The sequence below is a fragment of the Photobacterium sp. GB-36 genome, assembly GCF_003026135.1.
Lineage (GTDB): Bacteria > Pseudomonadota > Gammaproteobacteria > Enterobacterales > Vibrionaceae > Photobacterium.
The window spans coordinates 110,998-137,355 of record NZ_PYNY01000010.1 but is presented as its reverse complement, the minus strand read 5'-3'; the positions used below and the strand labels follow the sequence as shown (position 1 = coordinate 137,355).

At 41.9% G+C, this 26,358-nt stretch carries 18 protein-coding genes, 2 tRNA genes and 2 rRNA genes; 15 read left to right on the top strand and 7 right to left on the bottom strand.

What is annotated here, in order from left to right; translation table 11 throughout:
* The 3 genes from C9J46_RS11515 to C9J46_RS11505 all read left to right on the top strand — a co-directional run.
* Positions 1 to 174, top strand: a 23S ribosomal RNA gene (locus tag C9J46_RS11515); the annotation flags it as partial.
* Positions 175 to 324: 150 nt separating this feature from the next.
* A 5S ribosomal RNA gene (gene rrf, locus C9J46_RS11510) occupies positions 325 to 440 on the top strand.
* A gap of 135 nt (positions 441 to 575) precedes the next feature.
* Positions 576 to 652, top strand: a tRNA-Asp gene (locus tag C9J46_RS11505).
* A 724-nt stretch (positions 653 to 1,376) separates the two neighbouring features.
* On the opposite strand, the gene C9J46_RS11500 is transcribed toward C9J46_RS11505, so the two are convergent.
* A complete protein-coding gene (locus C9J46_RS11500) occupies positions 1,377 to 2,729 on the bottom strand; it encodes an MATE family efflux transporter (protein ID WP_107290919.1) in 1,353 nt (450 codons plus the stop codon).
* A 191-nt stretch (positions 2,730 to 2,920) separates the two neighbouring features.
* Between C9J46_RS11500 and C9J46_RS11495 the strand changes: the two genes are divergently transcribed.
* The 12 genes from C9J46_RS11495 to C9J46_RS11440 all read left to right on the top strand — a co-directional run bounded on the left by C9J46_RS11495 (position 2,921) and on the right by C9J46_RS11440 (position 17,381).
* On the top strand, positions 2,921 to 4,711 hold the full coding sequence (locus C9J46_RS11495) for an IucA/IucC family siderophore biosynthesis protein (RefSeq protein ID WP_107290918.1): 1,791 nt from the start codon (positions 2,921 to 2,923) through the stop codon (positions 4,709 to 4,711).
* Entirely contained in the window at positions 4,698 to 6,428 is a 1,731-nt protein-coding gene (locus C9J46_RS11490) for an IucA/IucC family siderophore biosynthesis protein (protein ID WP_107290917.1), read from the top strand. Before C9J46_RS11495 ends, C9J46_RS11490 begins: the two co-directional genes overlap by 14 nt.
* A gap of 10 nt (positions 6,429 to 6,438) precedes the next feature.
* The gene (locus tag C9J46_RS11485) at positions 6,439 to 7,695 is read left to right on the top strand and encodes an AMP-binding protein (RefSeq protein WP_107290922.1); all 1,257 of its coding nucleotides are present in this window, start codon (positions 6,439 to 6,441) and stop codon (positions 7,693 to 7,695) included.
* 9 nt (positions 7,696 to 7,704) lie between these two features.
* Positions 7,705 to 8,979, top strand: a complete 1,275-nt coding sequence (locus C9J46_RS11480; protein ID WP_107290916.1) for a DUF6005 family protein — start codon at positions 7,705 to 7,707, stop codon at positions 8,977 to 8,979.
* A 1-nt stretch (position 8,980) separates the two neighbouring features.
* Positions 8,981 to 9,820, top strand: a complete 840-nt coding sequence (locus tag C9J46_RS11475) for a sugar phosphate isomerase/epimerase (protein ID WP_107290915.1) — start codon at positions 8,981 to 8,983, stop codon at positions 9,818 to 9,820.
* Between the two features lie 131 nt (positions 9,821 to 9,951).
* Positions 9,952 to 10,659 carry a response regulator transcription factor gene (locus C9J46_RS11470; RefSeq protein WP_107205939.1) on the top strand — a complete coding sequence of 236 codons (708 nt, stop codon included), beginning with the start codon at positions 9,952 to 9,954 and terminating at the stop codon, positions 10,657 to 10,659.
* A gap of 147 nt (positions 10,660 to 10,806) precedes the next feature.
* On the top strand, positions 10,807 to 12,771 hold the full coding sequence (locus tag C9J46_RS11465) for a TonB-dependent receptor domain-containing protein (protein WP_107290914.1): 1,965 nt from the start codon (positions 10,807 to 10,809) through the stop codon (positions 12,769 to 12,771).
* 75 nt (positions 12,772 to 12,846) lie between these two features.
* Positions 12,847 to 13,989 carry an ABC transporter substrate-binding protein gene (locus C9J46_RS11460; RefSeq protein ID WP_233217655.1) on the top strand — a complete coding sequence of 381 codons (1,143 nt, stop codon included), beginning with the start codon at positions 12,847 to 12,849 and terminating at the stop codon, positions 13,987 to 13,989.
* A gap of 90 nt (positions 13,990 to 14,079) precedes the next feature.
* Positions 14,080 to 15,156 carry an iron ABC transporter permease gene (locus C9J46_RS11455; protein WP_005369426.1) on the top strand — a complete coding sequence of 359 codons (1,077 nt, stop codon included), beginning with the start codon at positions 14,080 to 14,082 and terminating at the stop codon, positions 15,154 to 15,156.
* The gene (locus C9J46_RS11450) at positions 15,156 to 15,932 is read left to right on the top strand and encodes an ABC transporter ATP-binding protein (protein ID WP_107290913.1); all 777 of its coding nucleotides are present in this window, start codon (positions 15,156 to 15,158) and stop codon (positions 15,930 to 15,932) included. The genes C9J46_RS11455 and C9J46_RS11450 overlap by 1 nt, the downstream gene beginning before the upstream one ends.
* 267 nt (positions 15,933 to 16,199) lie before the next feature.
* The gene (locus C9J46_RS11445; RefSeq protein ID WP_107290912.1) at positions 16,200 to 17,180 is read left to right on the top strand and encodes a sugar-binding transcriptional regulator; all 981 of its coding nucleotides are present in this window, start codon (positions 16,200 to 16,202) and stop codon (positions 17,178 to 17,180) included.
* A 106-nt stretch (positions 17,181 to 17,286) separates the two neighbouring features.
* A tRNA-Sec gene (locus tag C9J46_RS11440) sits at positions 17,287 to 17,381 on the top strand.
* Between the two features lie 10 nt (positions 17,382 to 17,391).
* On the opposite strand, the gene selB is transcribed toward C9J46_RS11440, so the two are convergent.
* The 6 genes from selB to fdnG form a co-directional block, all read right to left on the bottom strand.
* Complete coding sequence (gene selB, locus C9J46_RS11435; protein WP_107290911.1) at positions 17,392 to 19,314, bottom strand: selenocysteine-specific translation elongation factor; 1,923 nt, start codon at positions 19,312 to 19,314, stop codon at positions 17,392 to 17,394.
* A gap of 23 nt (positions 19,315 to 19,337) precedes the next feature.
* Entirely contained in the window at positions 19,338 to 20,807 is a 1,470-nt protein-coding gene (selA, locus tag C9J46_RS11430; protein ID WP_107290910.1) for an L-seryl-tRNA(Sec) selenium transferase, read from the bottom strand.
* A gap of 13 nt (positions 20,808 to 20,820) precedes the next feature.
* Entirely contained in the window at positions 20,821 to 21,711 is an 891-nt protein-coding gene (gene fdhE, locus C9J46_RS11425) for a formate dehydrogenase accessory protein FdhE (protein WP_107290921.1), read from the bottom strand.
* A 97-nt stretch (positions 21,712 to 21,808) separates the two neighbouring features.
* Positions 21,809 to 22,444: a formate dehydrogenase subunit gamma gene (locus tag C9J46_RS11420; protein ID WP_005369417.1), complete on the bottom strand. Its 636-nt coding sequence runs from the start codon at positions 22,442 to 22,444 to the stop codon at positions 21,809 to 21,811.
* Positions 22,441 to 23,316: a formate dehydrogenase subunit beta gene (gene fdxH, locus C9J46_RS11415; protein ID WP_005369414.1), complete on the bottom strand. Its 876-nt coding sequence runs from the start codon at positions 23,314 to 23,316 to the stop codon at positions 22,441 to 22,443. Before fdxH ends, C9J46_RS11420 begins: the two co-directional genes overlap by 4 nt.
* Before the next feature lie 3 nt (positions 23,317 to 23,319).
* Positions 23,320 to 26,334 carry a formate dehydrogenase-N subunit alpha gene (fdnG, locus tag C9J46_RS11410; RefSeq protein ID WP_146144664.1) on the bottom strand — a complete coding sequence of 1,005 codons (3,015 nt, stop codon included), beginning with the start codon at positions 26,332 to 26,334 and terminating at the stop codon, positions 23,320 to 23,322.
* Between the last annotated feature and the right edge of the window lie 24 nt (positions 26,335 to 26,358).

The window sequence follows — 26,358 nt, the reverse complement described above, 5'->3', positions numbered from 1 at the left end:
GGAATCGATAACCGCTGAAAGCATCTAAGCGGGAAGCGAGCCTCAAGATGAGTCATCCCTAGACCTTTAAGGTCTCTAAAGGGTTGTTGAAGACTACAACGTTGATAGGTCGGGTGTGTAAGTGCTGCGAGGCATTGAGCTAACCGATACTAATTGCCCGTGAGGCTTAACCATACAACACCCAAGGGGTTTTATACGGACTCCAAGTACACTTGAACGTGTAGAGAACACTAGTTAGATAATTTCCAGATTTAGTGTTAGGTCACATCGCTCCTTGCCATCCATGGCATCGCGATATTAGTGAATCCTTTCACGTCGAATTTGCTTGGCGACCATAGCGTTATGGACCCACCTGATCCCATGCCGAACTCAGTAGTGAAACGTAATAGCGCCGATGGTAGTGTGGGGTCTCCCCATGTGAGAGTAGGACATCGCCAGGCTTCAAATTTTCTTTCACTTTTATAAAAAGTGAAGACAAAAAGTTAAGATATTCGTTTTGAACTACGGATATCGCATGTGGTGTTATCGCTCTTAGCCATCCATGGCTTCGCGATATTAGAACATCCATGTTCGTCGGAGCGGTAGTTCAGTTGGTTAGAATACCGGCCTGTCACGCCGGGGGTCGCGGGTTCGAGTCCCGTCCGCTCCGCCACTTATATTAAGCCCTAGTCGAAAGACTAGGGCTTTTTTACATTTGGAATAAATGAGTTAAATGTATTTGAGTGAGTTGGTAGTTCAGTTGGTTAGGCTCTTTATTGGAGGGCTTAGCGGCCTGTCACGCCGGGGGCGCGGGTTCGAGTCCCGTCCGCTCCGCCACTTATATTAAGCCCTAGTCGAAAGACTAGGGCTTTTTTACATTTGGAATAAATGAGTTAAATGTATTTGAGTGAGTTGGTAGTTCAGTTGGTTAGCCTCTTTATTGGAGAGCTTAGCGGCCTGTCACGCCGGGGCGCGCTGGTTCGAGTCCCGCTTGAGCGCAAGCCCGAACTAGGCGTCCCCACCGTTCCGCCACTTATATTAAGCCCTAGTCGAAAGACTGGGGCTTTTATACATTTAGAATAAATGAGTTAAATGTATTTGAGTGAGTTGGTAGTTCAGTTGGTTAGCCTCTTTATTGGAGAGCTTAGCGACCTGTCACGCCGGGGGGCGCGGGTTCGAGTCCCGCTTGAGCGCAAGCCCGAACTAGGCGTCCCCACCGTTCCGCCACTTATTAAGAAGCCTCGCTAGTAATAGCGAGGTTTTTTTTCGTCTGTAGAAAGTGGAAATGATAGTGTGTAGTTAAGCTTTTATTGCGAAGCTTAGGCAAGTTCAGCACTTTCGACCACTTATTTAAGATCTCAGTAGAGCTTTTTTGTATGACTGATTATTGATAAGCATCATATAGTTACCAGCTTAGACTTGTGTTTTATGCTGTATTGGAAACGAAGGTAAAGCGTTAATGCAATAATAAAAGTGCTTAATTCTGCGATAGGTAAAGCAAAAAGAAACGGGATGCTTGGAATAAAATTGGTGAAGAGTAGAAGCAGTGATACAGGTAAAACTAACCCTCTTGATAAAGCGATAATAGATGATTGAAGAGGACAATGCATCGCTGTGAAATAACAAGATAGTAAGACATTTATTCCGCTAAAGATAAAACAGGGCCATATAACGCTAATGTAACTTAATGCTAATTGATAGGCGTCAGATTTTGTATTTTCAATGAAAAGCTTCGTTATTGAATCTGATCCTGACAGTGCGCTTACTATTAATAGTGTACTAATACTTATCACGGTAACGGTAGCTAAAAGCATGAATTGGTTGATGCGTGTGAAATTTTTTGCTCCATAGTTTTGGCTTACCAGTATATGAAGAGCATCGATAATGCCGTAAAACAGCATCATGCTAATAAATAACATATAGTTTGCGACAGCGAAGCCTGAGATAGCAGTATTGCCCTGCTCTTTCATCAATAGCCAATGAATAGTGAAAATAACAATACCTACAGAAATTTCATTGATATATTCTGAAATCCCATTAAGTAGCCCTCTGAAGTATGGTTTCACGCTTGAATAACAGAGCTTAAATTTAATTAATCTTTGTTTCTTAGTGAAAAAAGTACAGAGCACTAATAACTGTATTATCTGTGCTATACCTGTTGCCCAAGCGGCCGATTGAATTCCCCATTGAAAATAGCCAAGAAAAAGGACATCAAGCATGATGTTAACGACAGAGCCCAAGACTAAAGCTGATGTTGCTAGCGTTGGAAAGCCATCTGCGCGTACAAAATAATATAAAACCATCGTGGTTAGTTGAATGATGAGTACGACTGATATTACTTGGAAGTAAGCTTGAGTAAGGGGGGTTAATTGTTCATCAACACCAAGAAATAAAAATAAAGTCTCATTGAAAAATAAACTAATAATCGCCATCAAGGTTGCGAATAAAAAAATAGAGATTAACGATAAGGTAAAAATACCATTAGCCTCTTTATAGTTTCCTTCTCCGATAAATTTTCCTGCAGTTACTGTCCCACCAATAGCCACCATTAGACCCAATGCAAACATGAATGTGATGTAAGGAATAAGAATATTGATAGCTGCTAAAGCTTCATAACCTAGATATTTTCCTACAAAGATCCCATCGACCAAACTTGCAGTGGTAATAGCAAGTAATGCAATGAGTGCAGGAAAAGCAAACAGGAAAAAAGTACTAATGATAGGGCCCTGAGTGACCTTGTTATACGTCATGAATTTATGTTTTATGAATGAGCTTAATGTCCATTTTGAAGCGTTTCAATCATAAGTACGAGCGTTGAAGTGCCACGTTTTGCTGCTGCATACATTTTTGTGTAACAAATGTAATCATTATTGAAATGAGAATTAATATCATTAAGAATCTTTAATTAATTTCTTATTTATCAATAAATAGTCGGTTCAACATGATGTTAACAGCAAAAAAAATAGCTGAAGTCGCTTCATTTCAGGCCCTCTTTAATTGTTACTTAAAAGAATGTAAGCAAGATTCATGGTACCGAGTTGATGCGTGGATGGAGAAAAATGAATTATGTTGTGCACCATCGTGTCAGTGGATTATTGAAATAAACTTACCTATAGAACATGTAGTTATTGCTGTTGAAGTGACTTATAAAACCATTGTTGGCCGCCATACTTTTGGTGATATTTGGTTAAAAAATAATGATGAAAATTGGTATAACAGCTCTGAAAAAGAAGCTGCAATTATGCTTTTAGATTCATTTTTTGAGCAAAAGATAATGTCACTGAAAAAACAGGAATTCTTGATTCGCCTGTTAGAAAGTATGTCGCTCATGGAGTATTTTTTGGCGGAAAATATGACAAAAAATGCACCGCCTTCTCGTTGTTTTATTGATGCTGAACAGAGTTTAGTTTTTGGACATTGGCAACATCCGACGCCTAAAAGTCGTCAAGGGATGCTTGATTTTCATCATCAATATTATGCGCCTGAATTAAAAGGGGAGTTTGCACTTCATTACTTTAATGTTGCCCGCTCTTTGATTTGCCAGCGCTCTGCATTATCAATTTCAGCTGAAGAGATCATCGCATCTTCTCTCGAAACCGCAGACTTACAAATCTCAGATGAGTTTATAGTCTTGCCTATGCATCCGCTACAAGCGCAAAAATTATTACATGATCCCGCCATTCTGGATTTAATGACTCAGGGGCTAATTATTGATAGCGGACAGCATGGTTGTAAGTTCACCGCAACGTCCTCTGTGAGATCGCTATACAGTGCGCATTTATCTTGGATGTATAAGTTTTCGATACCTGTAAAAATTACGAATTCTCTTAGAGTAAATAAACGTCATGAACTTGATGCTGGCGTAGTTATGGCTGGGTTATATCGTAAGACGGGATTTAGTGGTGATTATCCTAGCTTTAATGTTGTGACAGATCCTGCATACGTCACCGTATTATTACCAGAGCGAGAAGAAAGTGGTTTTGAAACGATTATTCGAGAAAATCCATTTCAGGCGGATCAAGATCAAGATGTTCTTACTATTGCAGCATTGACACAAGATCCGCTGCCAAATCAAGCATCGTTATTAGCCTCTATTATTGTTGAGTTGGCAACGAAAGAGGATTGCTCTGAATCTCATGTAGCGATGCGATGGTTTGCCCGTTATTGGGATTGTGCGATAGATCCTATGATCCGTTTGTATGATGAGCATGGCATTGCTTTAGAAGCACACCAACAAAATAGCGTTATTCAATTAGAGACTGGTTATCCATCGAATTATTATTTCCGAGATAACCAAGGTTTCTATTTATCAAAAAGCTACCGCAGTTATTTAGAAGGTATGGAGCCTGAATCTAGCCGTGTTCATGACTTGTATTTTGATGATGAAATGATCTGTGAGCGATTCACTTATTATTTAATGATCAACCATCTCTTTTCGATTATTGGTCGACTAGGCGCTGATCATATTATTGATGAAGCTTTATTACTGAATTTTGTTAAGCAACGGCTCACCGCATTACATAAATCATTACTGGGTGGCGGTAAATTATTTGTCGAGCAATTACTGACAAATAAGCAATGGGCAATGAAAGCGAATTTACTGACACGTGTCCACGATGTCGATGAATTAATGGTTGAGAACGAACAGGCGATTTATTGCTACATCGATAATCCATTTATAACAGCTGATACCACAAATCAGAAAAAGGAGGTATCAGATGCCATTGCCTAATTGTCTTACGCTAGAACCTGAACAGAGAATCATTAAGCAACTTTTTGAAGCCATCATGTTTGAACAATTGGTTGAAATTGATGTTGGCTCTGAGAATGGTCACAACACGTTTACTTGGAGCATGGCGGAAAAGCATTATCACGTTCGTGGTCATATTGGCGCTTTTGGGCGTTATCGTTTAGATATTTCAACCTTAACGATTGATGGTCAGCCTCAGCTTATCTCGCAATCTTGGGAAGATATTGTTCGAGATTTGCCCGCCCTTGAGCAAGTTAAGTTATCTATTATCGAAGAGTTTAAACAAACCTCCAATTTGTGTCGCTGGAATCAAGACAATATTCCAGCTCGTGATTCACGTCGGCAGGCAAGTTTTATTGAGTTGGAAGCACAACTTGATGAAGGACATCCTTATCACCCATCTTTTAAAGCGCGAACAGGGTTTAACTTTCTTGATCATCAATGTTATGGACCTGAAGCTGGGGAATCATTTTGTTTGCACTGGATCGCGGTAAAAAGAACACATTTTCGTTCACGTTTACCTGGTGAGCATGATCGTTTTTGGTCTAGTGAATTAGATCAAGATCACTGGCAAACACTGAGTTTTATTTTATCTCAGCAACAAGGAAACTGGCAGGAGTATGCTTTATTGCCTGTTCATCCTTGGCAGTGGCGTCAATTACACAAAGAAGATTTTCCATCTTTACTTGATCAGAAAATTATTATCGATTTGGGAGAGTTAGGGGACCAATATGTTGCTTCGCAATCGGTCAGAACTTTACTCAATGTGACGAATAAAGCAAAAGCCAATATCAAATTGCCATTAAATATGGTGAACACCTCTTCTAAGCGAACCTTAGCAGGTTATTCCGTTTGTTTGGCAGCAGAGATATCAACATGGCTTGAAACCATTGTTAGTCAAGACCCTGAGTTGTCAGGATTAGACATCTTAGCCGAATACGCTGGCGGGATTTATGTACCGTTAGGGAAAACGGTAGAGTGTGATCCTTTAAGTGACCAACTGGCGGTTATTTTTAGAGAAAGCTTAGAGAACAAATTATCACCTGAGCAAACGGCGGTACCATTTAATGCGTTGATGATGGTCGAGCAAGATGGTCAGCCATTCATTGATCATTGGATTGATAAATATGGCTTAGTGCCGTGGCTCTCGCAACTTATTGAGGTGGCAGTGATCCCAATTTGGCACTTATTGGTCAAGTATGGGGTGGGAACGGAGCCGCACGGACAAAACATGGTATTGGTTCACCGCAATGGTTGGCCTGAAAAGATTATTATTCGTGATTTTCATGAAAGTGTTGAATACCACTCTGAGTTCCTTAGTACTGAGTTTCCAGCACCTGATTTAGCATTATTAGAACCAACCTTAGCCAAGGCACCTTTAGATATATTTTATGCCATGAGTTCGGTAGAGCTGCTGCGCGAATTAGTGATGGATACCTTATTCATTTATAACCTCGTAGAGGTCTCTCACCTTATTGAATGGCATTACGGTGGAACGGAAAGACAGTTCTGGCAACTGGTTGAGAATAAGCTCGAACAATACAGTGCAGCGCATCCAGAGCTCGCTGATCGGATAGCTCAACTCGATTATCAATCTACTTCAATTGCAACAGAATCATTATTAGCTCGAAAATTTCAGGCTAAGAAACAAGAGTGTCACCATATCGTGGCGAATGCGCTTTCGTGCGCTTTTAAATAATAGGGATATTATGATTTACGTTAACGATGATTATATCGATAGTGCTTTTTTCTCACAGTGTTTCCAAATATTTTCAGCGCACCCTCAGTTAAAAGATTGTGCAGGAAAACGCGTTGCCGTGTGCCTACAAAATCCTGCTCAGCTGCTGGCGCTTTGTTTATATTTAAAAAGAAATGATGGGTCATTTTATCCTATTTTAGCCACGACTCCGCGTTTAGCGGCAAAGCGTTTAGCAGACAAAGCAAACTGTCATATCGTTATCTTTGATATTGAGCAGATGGGACTGACGCTAAAAAGAGAAGATAAAGATCAACAAGCGGTTTTAGTACAAACTAGCTCTGGGACAACAGGTGAGCCGAAAGTGATCACTCGCTCTTGGTCGTCTATTGATGAAGAAATTGAGAGTTATGTGACAACCTTTACTGCACCTCAGTCCATGACCCCTTTAATTGCATGTCCAATTACCCACTCTTATGGATTAATTTGTGGCGTACTTGTCGCGCTTAAGCGTGATTTAGTGCCTGTGATCATTACCAACATTAACCCTAAATACCTATTAAGAAAATGCTTGGAGAATAGTGAGCACTTACTGTATTCATCGCCAAGTTTACTGCATTCTCTTGTACAACTATATCCAAAACAAGAACAGCTGCATGCTGTAATGACGTCAGGAACGGTGCTACCGCAAGCTTGGTTTGAAGCGATAAAGGTACGAAGTCAGTATTTATTCCAGCAATACGGCTGTTCTGAAGCAGGTTGTATTGCCGTCTGTGAAAATCCTGATTATGCCAATCAAATGGGCTTTCCACTTCCACATTTAAGGGTATCAGCAGGGAGTGATGTAACTTCCCCGCAAGAGATCATCGTATCCAAAAATAAGCTTGATATTAATACTAAAGATCTTGGTTTTTTTGATGTGCAAGGGCAGTTATGTTTCGTTTCCCGTAGCGATGACATGATTAATGTTTCTGGACTGAATGTGTATCCACAAGATGTGGAAAACGTTGTGATGGAATTGGCTGAAATTACAGATGCGGTGGTGTTTAAACGTGCCGATGAGTTATCTGGTGAGCGTGTGTGTTTGCAGTTTGTGGCAGACACAATGATTGAACCAAGCCGTATTCGTCAATGGTGTGGAACGCGTTTAGCGAATCACCAGTTACCCGTTGATATAGAGCAGCGCGAGATTATCGAAAAAGCGGCAAATGGAAAGATAAATCGAAAAGCGCTTTCACAAAGTAGTGTTTCAATTGCAGCGATTGGTTAAGGAAGAAAAATGCAGCGCGAAGAAATGATCCAAGCTATCAAAAAAGTGCTTGAAGAAAATATGCAAAATAGCCATATGGCGCTTTTTAGTCCATCAGCAAAGTTGAATGAAGAGTTGTATTTAGATTCAGTGTTAATACTCCAGCTCATTTTACATTTAGAGCTCGATTTAGGATTGACCGTACCAGAGCAACATATTACAGCTGCAGATTATGCGACAGTTGCGAGCTTAGCCGACTTTCTATGCCAAGTTAACAATGAGTCAGAGCTCGCACCGAAAGAGCCTGAGGTTGAATTTGAAGATGTAAAAGTACATTGCTTTGTTAGTTGTGTGTGTGAAGCGTTAAAGAGCAAAGGTATTGATCATCGACCATTTTATTTTGCGGTATGGGATGCGACGTTTGATGTAAGTGAGCGCTACCAACTGCAATATCATAGTGACGATATTAATCACCAATTATTTATTGATTGGTACCAACGTTTGTTTGGTGGCGAGCTTATCGCTTGGTATGACAGTGAGAAAACCAAGCACGCGAATTTAGCCACCATGAGAGCGTTACTTGGTAATAAATCGAATTCAGAGCACTTGATGGTGATGCTCGATCTTTATCACCTTCCTGAGCGTGAAAATAAATTTAATCAGAACCCATTTCCCCATTACGTTATGTTGACGGAAACAGAGACGCCAGAGCATTGGATGATGTGGGATCCTGACTTTCGTTGGCAAGGTGAAATTTCACAAGATCGTATTGAAAATGCTATCTCTCAGCCAACCGTTGAGGGAGGGTATATTTTTAATGAAAATGCTCTGCACGATGCGCCGTTACATGTGGTGCAAGATTATTTCAAGCTTTGCTTTATTGAAGATAAAAACCCGCTAACAAATGCCGTTCGTGAAATTATTCAAGCTCACCTTGATGAAACGCAGGGGATTAGTTTGTCTGATCTCCCACTTGCTTTACGTGAATTAAAAGTTATCGCAGTGCGTAAATATGCCTACGAACATGGCTTTGCTTATTTTGGCAGAGCGTTAGGTCAAAGTGATGATGATTTTGAATATTGGTGTGATGTGATTGAAGAATTAATCCAGACCTATACCAGTATTCAGTATCAAGCAATGAAAATGGCAGAAACCAAAGATCTTAATTTATATACAGGTATTCAATACTTGTTGGATAAGCAAGACAGAACAGAAAAGCGTATTAAAAAAGGGTTATTTGATATGTATTCCGATTGGTGTGAATTAAACGACTTACCGTGTGATTCTGTTATGGAGGTTTGCTGATATGCAATTATCTATTTGTACTATTTCGTTTCGTCATCAATTAATGTCATTAGAACACTTAGCGCAATGGGCAAGAAGTCATGACTTTCAAGGTATCGAGCTTTGGGGGGTGCATGCCATAAGTCTGGAGTCACAACCTCAATATGATGCTCAATGGTTAAAGGAAATGGGACTCTCGATTTCGATGCTAAGTGATTACTTACCCTTAGTGGGGGATCCAACCGTTACTCAGCAAAAGTGTGCGCATATTTGTAAGTTAGCGAACTATTGGAACACAAATAAAGTACGTACTTTTGCGGGGCATCAAGCCAGCGATAAGGTTAATAAAAATGATCGAGAAAAGCTGGTTACAAGACTACGCCATATTTGTGAATACGCGCATCAACAAGGTCTAAATGTACTTGTTGAAACCCATCCCAATACTTTAGCGGATACGACAGAATCGATTCTGCAGCTTTTAGATGAGGTTTATCATCCGGCTTTAAAAATTAATTTTGACAGCTTACATGTTTGGGAATCTGGTGCTGATATTAATTATTTCCATAATCAAATTAGTGATTTTGTCGATCATTACCACTTAAAAAATATCGCTTCCCGAGAATATTTAAATGTGTTTTCACCTGATAACGTTTATTCGCCAGCAGGTAGCCGTGAAGGAATGACACCTTTATTTGAGGGGGTATTAGATTATCAACATTTTATTGATGGATTATCTCGAAATAAAAATACAACCGCATCACTTGAGTGGTTCGGTAATAATGTAAAGCAAATCTTAATAAATGACAAAAAAGCATTAGATAGGTTTGGTGAGAATATAAAACAGGCTGAATTACTGTTTTAGTTTTAATTTTTATTTAACTGATTTCGATAAATAGGCATTGATTATAAAAAAACGCTCGTATACTATCAGTCACCTAACTGATAGTGATAACTATTATCAATAAAGTGACAGATACTTAGCTAGGGATTGGCATGAATATAGATAAGGTCCATCATTCAAGAACAATCTTAATTGTGGAACCTGAGCATAATTATGGTCAGCAGTTAATTGAACTGTTTTGGCGTGAAGGTTTTGTGATCAAACGTTGCCAATCTGCACTTGAAGCTGAAAACGTTTATAAAAATGCGACAGTAGATCTTATGCTGGTCTCTAATCAATTACCTGAAATGAAAGGGTTTACGTTTTTAAAACAGTGCCGGCAAGTTTCTCACATTCCTATTGTCTTATTAGCGGATAACTATAGCGATACTGAATGCGTAAACAGTTTTTTCCATGGTGTAGATGATTACATTCCACGTAAACAGCCGATTAAGGAAGTCTTGTGTCGTGTTATTGCGATTTTAAGACGTATTCAGCAGCGGCAATTACCGTCAAATAAAACCAAGTTATTAATTGTTGATGATTTGAAAATGGATAAGCAAAGCTTAGCGGTAAGTTATAAAGAAACCACATTATCAATGACACCAATTCAATTTAATTTACTTTGGACATTAGCTTTTCAACAGAATCAAGTACTGAGTAAAGACTATTTATACCGACAGGTATTGTCACGTGAGTTTAGCTTATATGACCGCAGTTTAGATATGCACTTAAGCCGAGTTCGACGAAAATTAGTATCGGCAGGTATGCCAGTTGAGCGGCTGAAAACGGCTCATGGCGTTGGTTACAGTTTTAGTTAATAAGGAAAAAGCTCTTATCGAAAGGTAAGGGCTTTTTTCATAGTAATTAATTAGTTGTGTGGTTGTAACAATTGTAAAAAGCATTTACATCTTAGTGCGTAGAAGCAAAATAATGATAATTATTATCATTAACAATGGAAAATTAAGATGTTGAAAGGATGCAAATTCAAGCTGCTACCGACAACGGTTGCTGTCTCAAGTGCGTTGTTTACACAAATTGCGGTTGCCGACTCAGAAGGTGAACATGAAAAAATGGTTGTAATGGGTAACCCATTACAAGCGACAGAAGTGTTTATTGATTCTGAGCAGCTTGAACGACAACAAGCCAACGATATCAATGATATTTTCCGCACAGATCCCGAAGTCAGCATTGGTGGCGGTACTGGTGTTGCTCAAAAGATTTATGTTCGTGGTTTAGAAGATAGCCAGCTAAACGTGACTATTGATGGTGCTGTTCAATCAGGCAATATTTTTCACCACCAAGGGCGTTTATCAATAGAACCAGAATTATTGAAACAAGTTGAAGTTGCGGCGGGTGCTGGACGTGCGACAGATGGTGCGGGGGCACTGGGTGGTGCGATTCGTTTTAAAACCAAAGATGCTGAAGATATGTTGCAAGGTGACGAACGTTTTGGTGGCTTAGTGAAGGCGGGCTACTATGATAATACGCAAGGATATAAAACGAGCGTCAGCGGCTATGGTTACCTTACTGACAACGTAAGCGTTGTTGCTACTATGGTGTATAGCGATTTAGGTAACTACACAGATGGCGATGGTAACGAGCAGCCGTTTACTGAAGCACAAAACAAAGTTGGCTTTATTAAACTTGTTGGTGATATCACTGACGCGCAGAAAATCACTTTAAGTTATGATCACCGCGGTGATGAAGCGTATCGTAACTTCCGACCTCACTGGGCTGAAAGTAGAAAGAATTTCCCGCTTGACCAAGAGATGAACCGAGATACTTTCACGCTGAATTACGGTTTAAATCCTGCTGATAACCCATACCTTGATCTTGATGTTACCGCATATAACACCGAAACTAAGCTAAAGCATAAGAGTCGTCCAGACGTACCTCGTGAAACAAATAATATCGCGAAAACACACAGCTATGGTGGTGATATTCGCAACACGAGTAGCTTTAACTTGTTTGCTGTTACGTATGGTGTTGATTACCGTAAAGATATAACAGATGGCACATTCTTAGCTTATAGCCCAGATACTTATGAGTTTAAAGGCACTGTTGCGGGCGTCTATGTACAGAGTGATTTCCGTATTGTTGAGCCGCTACTATTAAGTGTTGGTGGTCGTTACGATACATATAAATTAAAAGATTCTTACGGTACAGAAGTCGATCATTCAGGCTTTAGCCCTAATGTTAGCCTGAACTACAGCGTTATACCGGGTTTGAATGTTTATGCCGGTTACGCAGAAGCTTTCCGTGGCGCCCAGATCCCAGATTCATTCATGACTGATATTGAGTTAGATCCAAACCGTAAAGCAGAGCGAGCACATAATACCGAAGTGGGGGCTAGCTGGGTAAACGGCGGTCTAAATCTATCAGCAACGGCGTACATTAATAAAATTGACGATGTGGTCGGTAAAAGTGCGAAAAATCAAGGCGACTTAGAAACCAAAGGTTTCACTGCGCGTGCTGGCTACACCTTCAATGATTTAAGTATGTCATTAAGCTTCAATCACTCTCTCTCGGATCTTGATGGTCAACGTTTAATTGATGAGAACTTTGGTATTGGTACCTCGACAGGTGATACATGGGTTGCGGATATTAATTACTATGTATTTGATAACTTGTTAATTGGTTATACAGGTCGCTATGTTGCTCGTCTTGATGATGCAGTAGAAGTGGTTGAAATCTATAAAGGTGAAGAGTACGTCACTAACTACAGTGAAAAGCCAGGTTATGCCGTTCATGATATTTACAGCCAGTGGCAACCATTATCGGGTGAAGAGTTAACACTCTCTCTGGCAGTTAAAAATCTCTTTGATAAAGATTATCGTGATCATGCTAGCTACGGTGATGTAAACGCTATTGCGAGTGCACCACGCGAGCCGGGTCGTGATATCCGCTTTAATGTTGCGTATGCCTTTTAAATAAATGAACAAGGAGGGACGTCTGTCTCTCCTTTTTTCGTTTAAGGCTAGGTGAATGTGATCAAAGGGAAAGTTATGCCGCAATTTCTATCAATAAAAAATCGTCTTATTGCTCTGCTCAGTGTTTGCTTGGTTTTATGTAGTACTCACAGTGTAGCGAAAAGCATTACTGTAACGGATTTAGCTGGGCGAGAAGTCGTAATATCTCAACCTGCGGAAAGATTACTGTTAAGTGAAAGTCGCTATATTCCCGCGTTAGCGATTTTAGAAGGCGATCAAGTGTTATCTCGTATTGTCGGTATGATGGGAGACATGAAGTTAGTCGATCCTGATTCTTATCAACAATATCAAACCGCATTTCCTGACATCGATAATATCCCTCTGTTTGGTAAAGGCGCAACGGAGAGTTTTAGTTTAGAAACCGCATTAGCGCTTAAAGCGGATGTGGCTTTTTTAGGTGTCGAAGGTCATGGGCCTAATGCGCGAAATAGCGAAATTATTGAAATTTTAGAGCGTGCGGGCGTAACGGTCGTCTTTATCGATTTTCGCAAAGATCCGGTGAAAAATACCTTACGCAGCCTAGAAGTTATGGGCAAAGTACTGGGTCGAGAAGCGCAAGCGAAAAGCTATATTCAATTTTATAACCAAGAATTAGATAAGGTGAAGCAAGGTCTTGCAACGGTAAAACCTGAAGATGTTCCGACAGTCTTTCTTCATAGTCGTGTAGGTGTTAACGGTGAATGTTGTGAGACCATGGCTCGGGGTATGGTTGCTCAAATGCTTGACTTTATTGGGGTGAAGAATATGGCACAGCCACTACTTCCGGGATCTGTGGGCGTATTAAATCAAGAGTATTTATTAACGCATCAGCCTGACATTTATATTGGTACTGCTGTTGGCTCAACCCAGACTCAAAAAGAAGCACCGCAATATATTGTTCTTGGTACCAGTATTAGTGCCAAAGTAGCACACCAGTCTTTGGCTGCCATTACTCAACGACCGCCACTTAATCAATTAACCGCAGTGAAAAATAAACGGGCTTATTCTATCTGGCACCATTTTTATAATACGCCGCTCAATATTGTTGCTATTCAGACGTTTGCTAAATGGGCCTACCCCAAAACGTTTGCTGAGCTATCACCACAAAAAACATTAGAAACACTATATCGTGATTATCAGCCAGTGCCTCTTAATGGTACCTATTGGATGGCGTTATAAATTAAATATTAGTGTTGTTTTAATTAATTCAATGAGCCGGATGACGTCACTGTTATCCGGTTTTTGGCTTTGTAAGATAAAGGAAATATCATGAAATCAGCCACATTAAGTGTTGATGAAAACCATCAAACAACCAGTTTGTCACAGCGTTATCGGCGCTTTGTGATTAAACGAATTCTCTTGTTAAGTATGATGGCGATAGCACTTGTCATTGCATGGGTTATTGATACTGCAACCGGCCCGTCTCAAATTGGCTTAAACCATATTTTTTCTGCGCTCTTTCAGCCAGAAGTACTCGATCCCGTCCAACAAGTGATTATTTTTGATGTCAGGATCCCTTACGCTTTAATGGCCATTGTTGTTGGTGCGGCATTAGGGTTAGCGGGGGCTGAAATGCAAACCTCTTTAAATAATCCGTTAGCGAGTCCGTTTACCTTAGGCATTGGTGCGGCTGCAACATTAGGCGCGGCGGTTGCTATCTTATTTGATTGGTCGTGGTTACCGTTTCGCTTTGACTACATTCTGCCTTTGTTTGCTTTTGCTTTTGCGCTTTTAGCATCACTTTTGGTGGTGGTGTTATCACGAAGCCAAGGCGCATCGGTTAATACCGTGATCTTGTTTGGTATTTCACTCTTTTTTGCCCTTAACGCCTTAGTCAGTTTATTAATGTTTGTCGCAGACAGTAATGCTTTACAACAGATAGTGTTTTGGACCATGGGCAGTTTGGTGCGAGCAAATAACGAAAAAGTGTTGATTGTCGCACTTGTCTTTGCGGTGTGTTTCCCGCTTTCTATGCGTCAAGCATGGGCGATGACAGCGATTCGCTCGGGAGAAGATCAAGCAAGAAGTATCGGTATTCGCGTAGAGCGCATGCGCTTAATGGTGTTGTTGAGAGTGAGCTTATTAACGGCTGTCGCTGTGGCGTTTGTGGGGGAAATTGGCTTTGTTGGGTTAGTCGGTCCTCATATAACAAGAATGTTATTAGGCGAAGATCATCGCTTTTTTCTTCCGGGGAGTGCCATTGCCGGTGCATTGTTGTTATCGCTGGCTTCCATCGCGAGTAAAAGCTTGATCCCTGGAGTGATTTTACCAATTGGAATCGTAACATCATTAATTGGTATCCCATTCTTCATGAGCCTTATTTTATCGAGTAAAGGGAAGTTGTAATGTCATTAAATATTAATAGCCTCACAACGGGGTATGGTCAGCAAAAGATCATTGAGCAACTTTCTGTTGAGCCGATCCAAAATGGTGAGTTGGTGGCGGTACTCGGCCCTAATGGAGTAGGTAAATCGACATTGCTCAAAGCGATAGCGCGATTACAAAAATATCAAGGTGATGTGTCTCTTGATGGCGAAATATTAAGTCAGTTAGCCCTTAGCGAAAGTGCCAGAAGAATCGGTTACTTGCCACAAACACTGCCTCAGGCAACTAGCCTTGTTGCTTATGAAATTGTATTTAGTGCTTGTCGCGCGGTAAAACCCGAACTGAGTAAAAGTTATATTGAGCAAATCATTGAAAAAACATTTTCCCAATTAGGAATAACCCATTTAGCACTTAAACAACTTGCACAAATGTCAGGTGGGCAGCGACAGATGATCGGATTAGCGCAAGTGCTGATTCGAGAGCCTCGATTATTATTACTTGATGAGCCAACCAGTGCGTTAGATCTGCATTGGCAAATTAGTGTACTTCAGGCTGTAAAACAAAATTTGGCGCAAACTGGTGGTATTGGTCTTGTCGCTATCCATGACATAAATTTAGCCTTACGTTTTTGCGATAAAGTGTTGGTCCTCAGCCCTGATGGATTGGTCGTGATGGGCAAAGGAGAGCAAGTGTTAACAGCAGAGGTATTACGTAACGCTTATGGTGTCAAAGGACGAGTAGAGCAGTGTTCGCAAGGTTATCCGATAGTACTGGTGGATGAAGCGATGAGTGCGTAATGAATTGTGTGCAGCCTTTTTAGCTTTTGGTACATTTAAGGTAAAAAGCTGTACGTGATATTAAGTGTTTATATATCAGACTGTTATATGTGGCGTTAGGAGTTGGCCTATAGATGGTAAAAAACATGTTCACTTTTGTGCTGTTTTTATGAGTGAAAGCTGTACACGTCTAAATGTGAGAGTTTAGTCAGTATTGCTTTGTTCTGCTCAGTGATAGAATAAACCGATAATATAAATAAATTGGTTATTCACACAAAGGGCACAAAAATGAGCATAAGCAGTACTGACAGTAACCATGTAGACAGTGATTTACTTACCGAGATCGCTATTGCTTATTATCAGGATGGTGCTACTCAAGAAGAGATCTCTCAGCGCTTTGGTATGTCTCGCGCTAAAGTCGGTCGTTTACTTCGTCGTGCGCGTGATGAAGGGGTAGTGGAAATTACCGTTAAATATCACCCTGTTTTTAGTGAAAAATTAGAACAGCAATTGATTGAGCGTTTTAACTTAAAACGCGCATTGGTTGCACTCGATCAGCCTGATGACGAAACCCAACGTCAGCAAGTGGCAAGTCTAGTTTCGAGCTACCTAACGACGACATTAACTGATGATATGGTGGTTGCGGTTGGGCAAGGACGTAATATCGCGTCTATTGCTAATCATGTTGGTGTTGTGCCGCATCGTAAATGTCGATTTGTTTCTGGTATTGGTGGTACGCACCGCTCAGGCAATGCCATTAATGCCGATCACATTTGTCGCCAATTGGCGAAAAAATATGATGGTATTAGTGAAACCTTGTATGCCCCCGCTTATGTTGACGACATCATAGTGAAAGAAGCATTTATGAAAAATGGCACGGTAAAAGAAACCTTAGATCGTGCTCGTCGTGCTGATTTAGCGTTGGTTGGCGTAGGCGATATGAATGAAAATAGCCATATGGTGAAGTTAGGTTGGTTTACACCACAAGAAATTGTTGAAGCGCGAATTCGTAAAGGTGTGGTCGGTGATATTGCGGGCTATGACTTTTTTGATAGCCATGGAAAACAAGCCGATACCATGATGAGCGATCGTGTTATTGGTTTAACCATGGAAGAATTACGAAATATTCCAACTGTTGTGGTAACGGCAGCAGAGAATAGTAAAGCCTTAGCATTATTAGGCGCACTGCGTTCTGGGGTTGTTGATGTATTAGCAACCAGTGTAAGTAACGCGCTCACTATTTTAAATTTAGAACAGCAAATGAAGTAGCTTGATATTTAATCAGTTGTTCTTAAAAAACAACTGCTATCCCTGAAATATGGTGATAGCAGTTGATAACTATACCTTTAATGCATAAAATACATCACACAAATGAGGAAGAACGGCGTATCCGGTGATGCGTCCGGATTTCAAATCCGGGTAGGGCTGCCAGCAGTCCTGGGTAGGTTCGACTCCTATGTTCTTCCGCCACTTCATTTGTTTATCCTTTTAGTAAACCTTCATCTCGCAGTTCGCGATAGTTAAATTTCCTTTTTGTAAAACCAATCTTATCGAAATACTCCAAGATCTGAATGGCGACTTTTCGTCCTAGTAGACTAATCGTTCTAAACTCTGCTGTTTCCAGTTTTTGATGGTGTTCAATATGTTCACGGACACGATTAGCAATCGAGATCAAATAGTCGTGGCTTACATAGCGATCTTTAACAATCGCAGAGATATAGCCCAGTTGTGCCAATTTATAGCTCAGAGCACGCAATTCGTCTTCATCAAGATCACATTCATTGGCGAGATCGCGCACCCACCAAGGGGTTGAACTTTGCTGCATGATTTGGGCAATGCGCTGCCAGCTTTTTTGTTCAAGCTCTGTGAGTTGTAGCTGGTGGTTGGCAAGGTGTAACCAACCACGAGTATTGATAATGGTTTGCTGGGCTAATAGCTGAGCCAACAGCTCATTAAAAATAGCAGCAGGTTGGTTGAGTGCTGCAATGCGATAAAGACGATCTTTACCTAAGCCGATGTGGTCATTTTCTTGTTGATGGTATAACGCGAGTTTTTCAATCATGTTGTCTTGTAGTTGTACTTGATACTCAGAAGTACAAAGGAAATCACCGTACTGGGTAATATCATTTTCAACATGACTACCTGCGACTTGTTCGATGTGCTGACTTTGATGCTGCCAGGTTAACTCACTGATAGATTGTGGTTTATTGGCAAGTTTAAAGGCAATAATATCTTTAAGGGAATCAAGTTCTGCACGTTGGGTTAAATAAGCTAAACGCTCTGCCTTTCGCTTACCACGGTTCGGCGGCAGTAAATCAATGACGACGCCACTACCAAGGTTTGTTTTTAAAGCGGGATCGCGCAGTAATAGACGATCTTGCTCTGCTAAACATAATGGACTATCGAAGGTAATCTCAGCCAGTACATGCTCGCCTGCCTTCACCTTATCTGTTTCAAGTAGCGCAATACGACCAGTGGTATGGGCTGCAGCATGGAAAAGTTGTACTGCTTGCCAGTGTTTAATATCGGTATTGGCAGCCAGTGTAATCGTTACGCGATTGATCACGGCATCGGGCACAATGTTGACTAACCAGTCGCCACGGCTAAGCTCGTTCTTATCAATGTCACCAACGATATTCATCGCTACACGCTGGTTTGCTGTTGCCGTTTGCGCTGTATTTCCTTGGGCGTGTAAACCTTTTATACGGACAGTTTTTGCCTGTGTTTGACCTTGCTTAAGTTTGTTATGGCTAACAAAATTCAGGCTATCACCGACCTTTATGCTGCCACTTAATGCCGTCCCAGTAACAACCAATCCTGCCCCTTTTACATGAAAAGCACGATCAATGGCAAGACGAAAGCCTAAATCATTTTGTTGCTGTTTTTCATTGTCAGCTAAAGCGATTAAGTGAGCTTTAAGTACATCAATACCATCACCAGTAAACGCGGAGCAATGAAATATTGTTGGCTCGGTAAAACCTTGCTGAAATAAGAGTTGAGTGAGTTGTGCTTCTAACTGCTGTTGTTGCTCTAAGGTAGTGAGATCTGATTTGGTGATCACCACTGTTAGGCTATCCATCGCCAATAAACGCAAAATGGCTAAATGCTCATAGCTTTGCGCCATCATGCCTTCATCACCTGCGACAATCAGCATCGCATGATGGGCTGTACCGACACCGGCGAGCATGTTGGAAAGAAACTTCTCGTGACCCGGTACATCAATAAATCCGAGGGTTTCTTGTTGTTGCGTTTGCTGTGAGTGATAGCGCATAAACGCATACCCTAAATCAATGGTTAGCCCACGTTTTTGCTCTTCTGGTAAGCGATCAGCATTGGTGCCTGTTAGGGCTTGAAGTAAATGGGTTTTACCATGATCAACATGGCCAGCGGTGGCAATTATCATAAAGTGGCGTTATTAGTTCTTTGTTATTCGTGATTAGCATTAGAAAGTGAAAGTTGAGCAAGCTGAGTCATGAAATCTTGTTCATGGCTGATCCCACGTAAACATAACCACAGTTTGTCATGGTGAATACGACCGATAATTGGGATCTCACCGCTTGCTAAAAGATCCGCAAGATCATTAAGCGTGTAGGATGTTTGATTATTGTTAACACTGAAACATAACGCGACAGATTCAAGTTGTTCGGTGGGTAGCGCACCACTGCCTATTTGCCCCATTGAAGGCATCACCGTTACTGTAAAGTACTGACCAACCAATTGCTGACAGTAAGGTACTAGACGTTCCCCCAAATCTGTCAGCGTATCAAGGCTGCGAGTTAACATAGACAGCGTAGGGAGATCGCAAGGTAAACGCTCTGGATGACGGTATAAATTCAATGTTGCTTCAAGCGCTGCTAAGGTCATCTTGTCACAGCGAAGTGCACGTTTAAGTGGGTGATGTTGCAGCTGTTCAATGAGTTCAGATTTCCCAGCAATGATCCCAGCTTGTGGTCCACCGAGTAATTTATCGCCAGAAAAGCTCACTAAATCAATGCCATCTTGCAGCATCTTTTGTGGCATCGGCTCGCTTGGTAGTCCGTATTGGGCTAAATCGATTAATGACCCACTGCCTAAATCGCTGATCACTGGTACTTGCATTGCGCGTCCCAACGCACAGAGTTCAGCTTCAGATACCGCGCTGGTAAAGCCTTGGATCATGTAGTTACTGGTGTGTACTTTCATCAGTAACGCGGTATTTTCATTAATCGCTTGTTGATAGTCTTTCAAGTGAGTGCGATTCGTGGCACCGACTTCAACGAGCTGACACCCTGCTTGTCGCATGACATCTGGAATGCGAAATGAGCCACCAATTTCAACTAACTCACCACGCGATACAATGACTTCTTTTCCACTGGCAAGGCTGGCTAGCATTAACAGTACCGCAGCGGCATTGTTATTTACTAAGCACGCATCTTCACAACCAATGAGCTGTTGGAGTTGTTCACTGATGGCTTGATCGCGGTGGCCTCGTTTACCTTGCTGGAGAGAATACTCTAAAGTCGAAGGGAAACGCATCACCTCTGTCACCGCTTTTATTGCAGCTTCTGCTTGCAGCGAACGACCTAAATTGGTGTGTAAGATAGTACCGGTTAAGTTAAAAACACGACGTTGCCCTTGATGTTGTAAAGGCAGGGTCGATTGCGCGAGATGATGAGAAAACAGATTTATACGTGCAAGTTTCTGTTGCGATAGTGCCAGCCCGTCGCACTCATTAAGTGTCAGCCACTGAGGTAATTGTTGTTGATCTCGAATTGTCTCGCGGGCTTGATCTAATAATTGACGAACAAGCGTAGTGATGTGCTCTTTACCAAATTGATGGATCAAAGGCTGTTGTAATTCGTGATTTAAAATCAGATCAACACTGGGTAAGTGGGCATAGAGTGCTTGGGCTGTCATATCGCTCTCAGTATTACTGTATTAGTGGTAAAAAGAATGGGTTAAATCCATTACGGTATAATTCGTTTTGGTTTAGCTTATGATCTAACACTAATGTCGCAAGATCGTCTGCGATAGGATCAAGGTTTGGTTGCTTTTCTAAAAATAAAATCTTGAGGTAGCTATTACAGTGACCGCAAGTTTCAGCACGTACCGCATCTTCTAGGGTTTCACTTTGTAGATGAATATTTTCACCATCCGCACATTGAGTACATTCAGCACGAAGACGATGCCACTCCGTTTCACATTGGCTGCAATGCAAGTAACGGTGGCCACTGCCTTTAATCAAACTTGCCACTGGCGCACCACCACAAAGAGGGCAGAAATGCTGTTTTACATTGGGCTCGGGTTGCCACTCTAGTGCCGTGGTTTTTACAAGTAGGCTGGTGAATGTATTAATACAAGCCCATAGCAAAATAGCGAGATCAGCAGGTACACGCTCAGGCTGGTTATGCTGAAGTGCTGTGAAGTAATGGTGTAGGGTGTCGCTATCAAGATCTTGAAGTGAATCGATCACTTTTACAATGTCGTCAGATGCAACTAAACGTAATGAGGTGGTTAATTGCGCTAGCATGGCTTCTAAGATTGGAAACCAAGCTTGATCTAAAGATAGCGGCCAAGTTAAAGCATTTTCTGATGCAAAGTTAGCAACTGGTTGGGCAAAGTCTTCGGCCAATCGCGCTTGTTGTTGAACAATTTGTCCGGCTAATAGTAGGTAATCTGCCATGAAAGAGTCTTTAGCCAGTGCACGTAAACGCTCGGCACGAGCTGAAAAAATGGTTGCAGGATCACCAATAATTAACGGAGTAAAGCCATCACTTTTTTGTTTAATAATGGTATTTTTATCTAGAATTTTAACGCTCATGCTGTTTTCCAATGACAAGAATACCAACCAAAGTAAACCTTGGTTGGTATAAAAAGGTAAAGCGGTAAGTGCAGGCTTACCGCTTTTAATCATGTTGTTAGTGTTGGTTTTTGCCGCTAGTTAGCGAACGTAGCCAACGAGGGTGGTGTTTTTTCGCCCAAGCTGGAGAAACCTTCCCTTCTAACATGCCATCGATAGAGCCTTCTACCCAGTACGCCATGTAAGCATGGATAATCAGGCTAAGAGCAAAAACAATGGCTGTGATTGAGTGAACAATCAGTGCAATGCGAACGACATCAATGCTGAAGTAAGCCGCAAAGTAGGCACGCCATGCAATCAAACCGGTAACAAGAAGGATCAGACCACAAGCAATAAATTGACGTAGGATCATTTTTTGACCTGCGTTGTATTGTCCAGCTTCTGGTACGTTTTCTTCGTTCTCGGTTAAGACGTCTTTAACTTTTAGCATCCACTGGAGATCACCTTTTTCAAAGTGGTTATGGCTCCAGTAGCGTGCAACTAAAAACGCAAGTCCGATTGTCATCACAATTGCGCCGAATGGGTGCAAAATACGTGCAAGTTGCGGTGAACCGTAGACATAGCTAAGGAAGTGCAATGGTGCGAACATAAAAGATAAACCAGACAATAGAGTCCAGATCCCCGTTAGTGCTACTGTCCAGTGCACAACGCGATCTAAAGGCTTATGACGTAAAATTGTTTTATTCAAACTCATTTTTCATCTCCTTCTTCTTCCGCAACACGGCTGCGACCAACAGTTACACGGTGAATCGCTGCTAACGCAAGCGTACCCACTAAACCTGCTGCTGCAAGTGGCTTCACATCGTCTTTCCACAATTTCACTGTTTCGCTGATCTTTGGATCTTTTGGCAGATCGTAACGTTCAGGATCAGTAATATCGTGTAGAACATAAATCACGTGTGTGCCGCCCACACCGGCTGGGTTGTAAATACCCGCGTTCTTGTGACCTTTGGCTTGCAGTGCAGCCACTCGTTGGTTAGCGTATTCAAGAATTTCTTCTCGCTCGCCAAAACGTAGTGCGCCTGTTGGACAGGTTTTAGCACATGAAGGCACTTGACCTGCCTGTAGGCGATCAAGACACAAAGTACACTTGTAAACACGGTTATCGACTGGGTTCATACGTGGAATGTCGAATGGGCAACCCGCAATACAGTAACCACAACCAACACATTTTTCAGAGTTAAAATCGACAACACCGTTTTCGTATTGCACGATAGCATCAGGCTCTGGACAGGCTTTTAAACAGCCAGGATCAGAACAGTGCATACAGCTGTGTTTGCTGAATAACCATTTGAACTTGTTATCTTCTTCAATTTCTTTGAAGTGGATAGTGGTCCATGTTTCAGCGGTTGTATTTGGCGGATTTTGGTAGGTACCTTCAAAGGTACCGACTTTGCCGCGTAAGTTGTTCCATTCGCTACACGCATCCATACAGCCTTTACAGCCAGTACAGCACGTTACATCGATAAGCTTTGTTACCTGAATTTGGCGTTTACGCGCATCAGGTGAAGGCGTTAGCGATGATGTCGCAGAACTACGAATAATATTCTGTGATTCCATACCCATGGCTTACTTCACCTTTTCCACGTTAACCAAGAATGCCTTGTACTCTGGCGTTTGTGAGTTAGCATCACCAACACATGGCGATAGCGCATTTGCTAAGTAGCCAGGTTTGGTGTCGCCTTCATAACCCCAGTGAATAGGAATCCCCACAGTGTGAACGGCTTGGCCATTAACATGCAGTGGTGTAATACGCTTAGACACATACGCTTTTGCTTCAATGAAGCCACGCTTAGAGATGACACGAACCATGTCAGCATTCTTAATGCCACGCTCTTTTGCCAAGCCTTCGCCAATCTCAACAAATTGTTCTGGTTGTAGAACAGCGTTGAAGTGAGAGTGACTTGTCCACGTATGGAAGTGCTCCGTTAAGCGGTAAGTCGTACCCACAAATGGGAATTGCTCTTTTTGACCAAGCTGTGCAAGATCGTCTTTGAAAATACGTGCCGCTGGGTTTGATACCACATTCTTATGTAATGGGTTGGTACCAATGGGTGTTTCAAACGGTTCGTAGTGTTCAGGGAACGGACCTTCAGCCATTTTATCTAATGCAAATAGACGACCAACGCCTTCTGGCTGCATGATAAATGGACCCGCATTGCTTGATGGTGGAAGCTTAGCGTTAAAGTCAGGCACATCAGGGCCAACCCATTTGCTACCATTCCATTCAACTAAAGTACGTGACTTATCCCAAGGTGTGCCGTCAGGACGTGTTGATGCACGGTTGTACAGAACACGACGGTTAGCAGGCCAAGACCATGCCCAGTTTGGTGCTAAACCTAAACCAGATGGATCGCTGTTATCACGACGTGCAGTTTGGTTACCCGCAGGAGTCCAACTACCGGTGTACAGCCAACAACCTGCTGTAGTAGAACCATCAGCTTTTAGTTGAGCAAAGCTAGATAGCTGGTTGCCGTTAGCATCTTTACCGTTAAGTTCTTGTGCTAATTCTTTAGTGTTTGGCGCATCAGGAATGGCGTAGTTCCAATCTAGAGAAAGGATTGGATCTGGGTATGTACCACCATGTTGTTGGTACATATTACGCATCTTCATGAAGATACCCGCTAAGATCTCAGCATCACCTTTCGCTTCTCCCGGCATATCTGCCGCTTTCCAGTGCCACTGTAACCAGCGCGCTGAACTTACGATGGTGCCATCTTCTTCAGCAAAACATGCACAAGGTAAACGGAATACTTCCGTTTGGATATTCTTGGTATCCACTTCGTTTACGTTTGGTTTGTTCTGCCAGAACGTTGATGTTTCTGTCGCTAGCGGATCGATAACCACTAAGTATTTCAACTTAGATAACGCATCCAATGTTTTTTGCTTGTTGGACATAGAGCCAACAGGGTTAAAACCTTGACAGATGTAACCGTTCATTTCGCCTTTCTTCATCATGTCGAAGACGCGAAGCATGTCGTAACCCTGATCCCACTTCGGCATCATGTCGTAACCAAAGTTATTTTCTGCGGTTGCATTTTTACCGTAGAACGACTTCAGTAATGATACGAAGAAAGACGGGTAGTGTTGCCAGTAGTTAGTTTGATCTGCTTCAAGTGCCACTGGTGTGTGGTGCTTAAGGTGAGTGGCAAGATCGACATCTTTATCAGATGGCAGTTTCAAGTAACCCGGCAGATTTTGTGCTAACAAACCAAGGTCAGTAATACCTTGGATATTTGAGTGACCACGTAGGGCGTTAACACCGCCGCCAGCCATACCCATGTTACCTAGAAGTAACTGGATCATTGCCATACAACGGATGTTTTCAGCGCCTTTTGAGTGCTGAGTCCAACCTGTTGCGTACAAAATAGTGGCAACACGGTTATCGGCAGCAGTGCTACCTAGCGCCTTACATACGTGTTCAAACATATCAACAGGCGTACCTGTGATGTTTGAAACTACATCAGGTGTGTAGCGAGATACGTGTTCTTTCAGTAAGTTCCATACACAGCGAGGATGTTGTAGGGATTCATCCTTCATTGCGTAGCCGTTATCGTCTAGCTTGTAGAACCAGCTACTACGATCGTACTGACGTTTCTCTGCGTCATAACCTGAGAACAGACCATCATGGAATGCGTAATCATCACGTACGATAAAGCTAGCGTTAGTGTAGGCTTTTACATATTCGTGATTTACTTGGCTGCTTGCGATCAGGTAACGAATAGCACCTAATAGGAAGGCAATATCAGCACCAGAACGGATTGGTGCATAGTGATCAGCCACTGCTGCAGTACGCGTGAAACGTGGATCAACCACAATGATTTCAGCGTTATTGGTTTTTTGAGCTTCAATTGCCCAGCGGAAGCCTACAGGGTGTGCTTCTGCTGCGTTGCCGCCCATTACAAGGATTACGTTGGCATTTTTAATGTCAACCCAGTTGTTGGTCATCGCACCGCGGCCAAATGTTGGAGCAAGACTTGCTACCGTTGGGCCGTGTCAAATACGCGCTTGAGTGTCAACTGGAACCATGCCCAAACCACGGGCAAATTTTTGTGTTAACCAACCATTTTCGTTGCTTTCTGCCGAAGCACATAGCATACCTGTGGTTAGCCAGCGGTTAACTGTGGTGCCTTGCTCATTTGTTTTAACAAGGTTTTCATCACGGTCTTGCTTCATTAACTTGGCAATACGAGTGAATGCTTCATCCCATGAAATACGTTGCCATTTGTCTGAACCAGGTGCGCGATATTCGGGGAATTTCAAACGTTGTTCGCTGTTAACAAAACCAGCTAGACCCGCACCTTTTGGACATAATGCACCACGACTTACTGGATGATCGGGATCACCTTCAACGTGGAATACCTTTTGTTTGATATTACCGTTTGCTGCACCAGTACTGTAAAGTAAAGTTCCGCAACCAACAGAACAGTAAGAACACGTATTACGCGTTTCTTTTGCTGCTGTTAATTTAAATTCTCGAGCTTGCGCCCAAGCTTTTTGCGGTATTGTGGCAAGGGAGGCAATAGATGTCGTAGCGACAGCTCCCGCGCACAATTTAAATAATTGACGTCTACTTATATTCAAAGTCAACTCACCTAATTATTATAA

What these genes read in the sequence shown, in the direction of transcription:
- C9J46_RS11500 (WP_107290919.1), bottom strand. Translation starts at nt 2,729, where the DNA reads ATGACGTATAACAAGGTCACTCAGGGCCCTATCATTAGTACTTTTTTC.
- C9J46_RS11495 (WP_107290918.1), top strand. Translation starts at nt 2,921, where the DNA reads ATGATGTTAACAGCAAAAAAAATAGCTGAAGTCGCTTCATTTCAGGCC.
- C9J46_RS11490 (WP_107290917.1), top strand. Translation starts at nt 4,698, where the DNA reads ATGCCATTGCCTAATTGTCTTACGCTAGAACCTGAACAGAGAATCATT.
- C9J46_RS11485 (WP_107290922.1), top strand. Translation starts at nt 6,439, where the DNA reads ATGATTTACGTTAACGATGATTATATCGATAGTGCTTTTTTCTCACAG.
- C9J46_RS11480 (WP_107290916.1), top strand. Translation starts at nt 7,705, where the DNA reads ATGCAGCGCGAAGAAATGATCCAAGCTATCAAAAAAGTGCTTGAAGAA.
- C9J46_RS11475 (WP_107290915.1), top strand. Translation starts at nt 8,981, where the DNA reads ATGCAATTATCTATTTGTACTATTTCGTTTCGTCATCAATTAATGTCA.
- C9J46_RS11470 (WP_107205939.1), top strand. Translation starts at nt 9,952, where the DNA reads ATGAATATAGATAAGGTCCATCATTCAAGAACAATCTTAATTGTGGAA.
- C9J46_RS11465 (WP_107290914.1), top strand. Translation starts at nt 10,807, where the DNA reads ATGTTGAAAGGATGCAAATTCAAGCTGCTACCGACAACGGTTGCTGTC.
- C9J46_RS11460 (WP_233217655.1), top strand. Translation starts at nt 12,847, where the DNA reads ATGCCGCAATTTCTATCAATAAAAAATCGTCTTATTGCTCTGCTCAGT.
- C9J46_RS11455 (WP_005369426.1), top strand. Translation starts at nt 14,080, where the DNA reads ATGAAATCAGCCACATTAAGTGTTGATGAAAACCATCAAACAACCAGT.
- C9J46_RS11450 (WP_107290913.1), top strand. Translation starts at nt 15,156, where the DNA reads ATGTCATTAAATATTAATAGCCTCACAACGGGGTATGGTCAGCAAAAG.
- C9J46_RS11445 (WP_107290912.1), top strand. Translation starts at nt 16,200, where the DNA reads ATGAGCATAAGCAGTACTGACAGTAACCATGTAGACAGTGATTTACTT.
- selB (WP_107290911.1), bottom strand. Translation starts at nt 19,314, where the DNA reads ATGATAATTGCCACCGCTGGCCATGTTGATCATGGTAAAACCCATTTA.
- selA (WP_107290910.1), bottom strand. Translation starts at nt 20,807, where the DNA reads ATGACAGCCCAAGCACTCTATGCCCACTTACCCAGTGTTGATCTGATT.
- fdhE (WP_107290921.1), bottom strand. Translation starts at nt 21,711, where the DNA reads ATGAGCGTTAAAATTCTAGATAAAAATACCATTATTAAACAAAAAAGT.
- C9J46_RS11420 (WP_005369417.1), bottom strand. Translation starts at nt 22,444, where the DNA reads ATGAGTTTGAATAAAACAATTTTACGTCATAAGCCTTTAGATCGCGTT.
- fdxH (WP_005369414.1), bottom strand. Translation starts at nt 23,316, where the DNA reads ATGGGTATGGAATCACAGAATATTATTCGTAGTTCTGCGACATCATCG.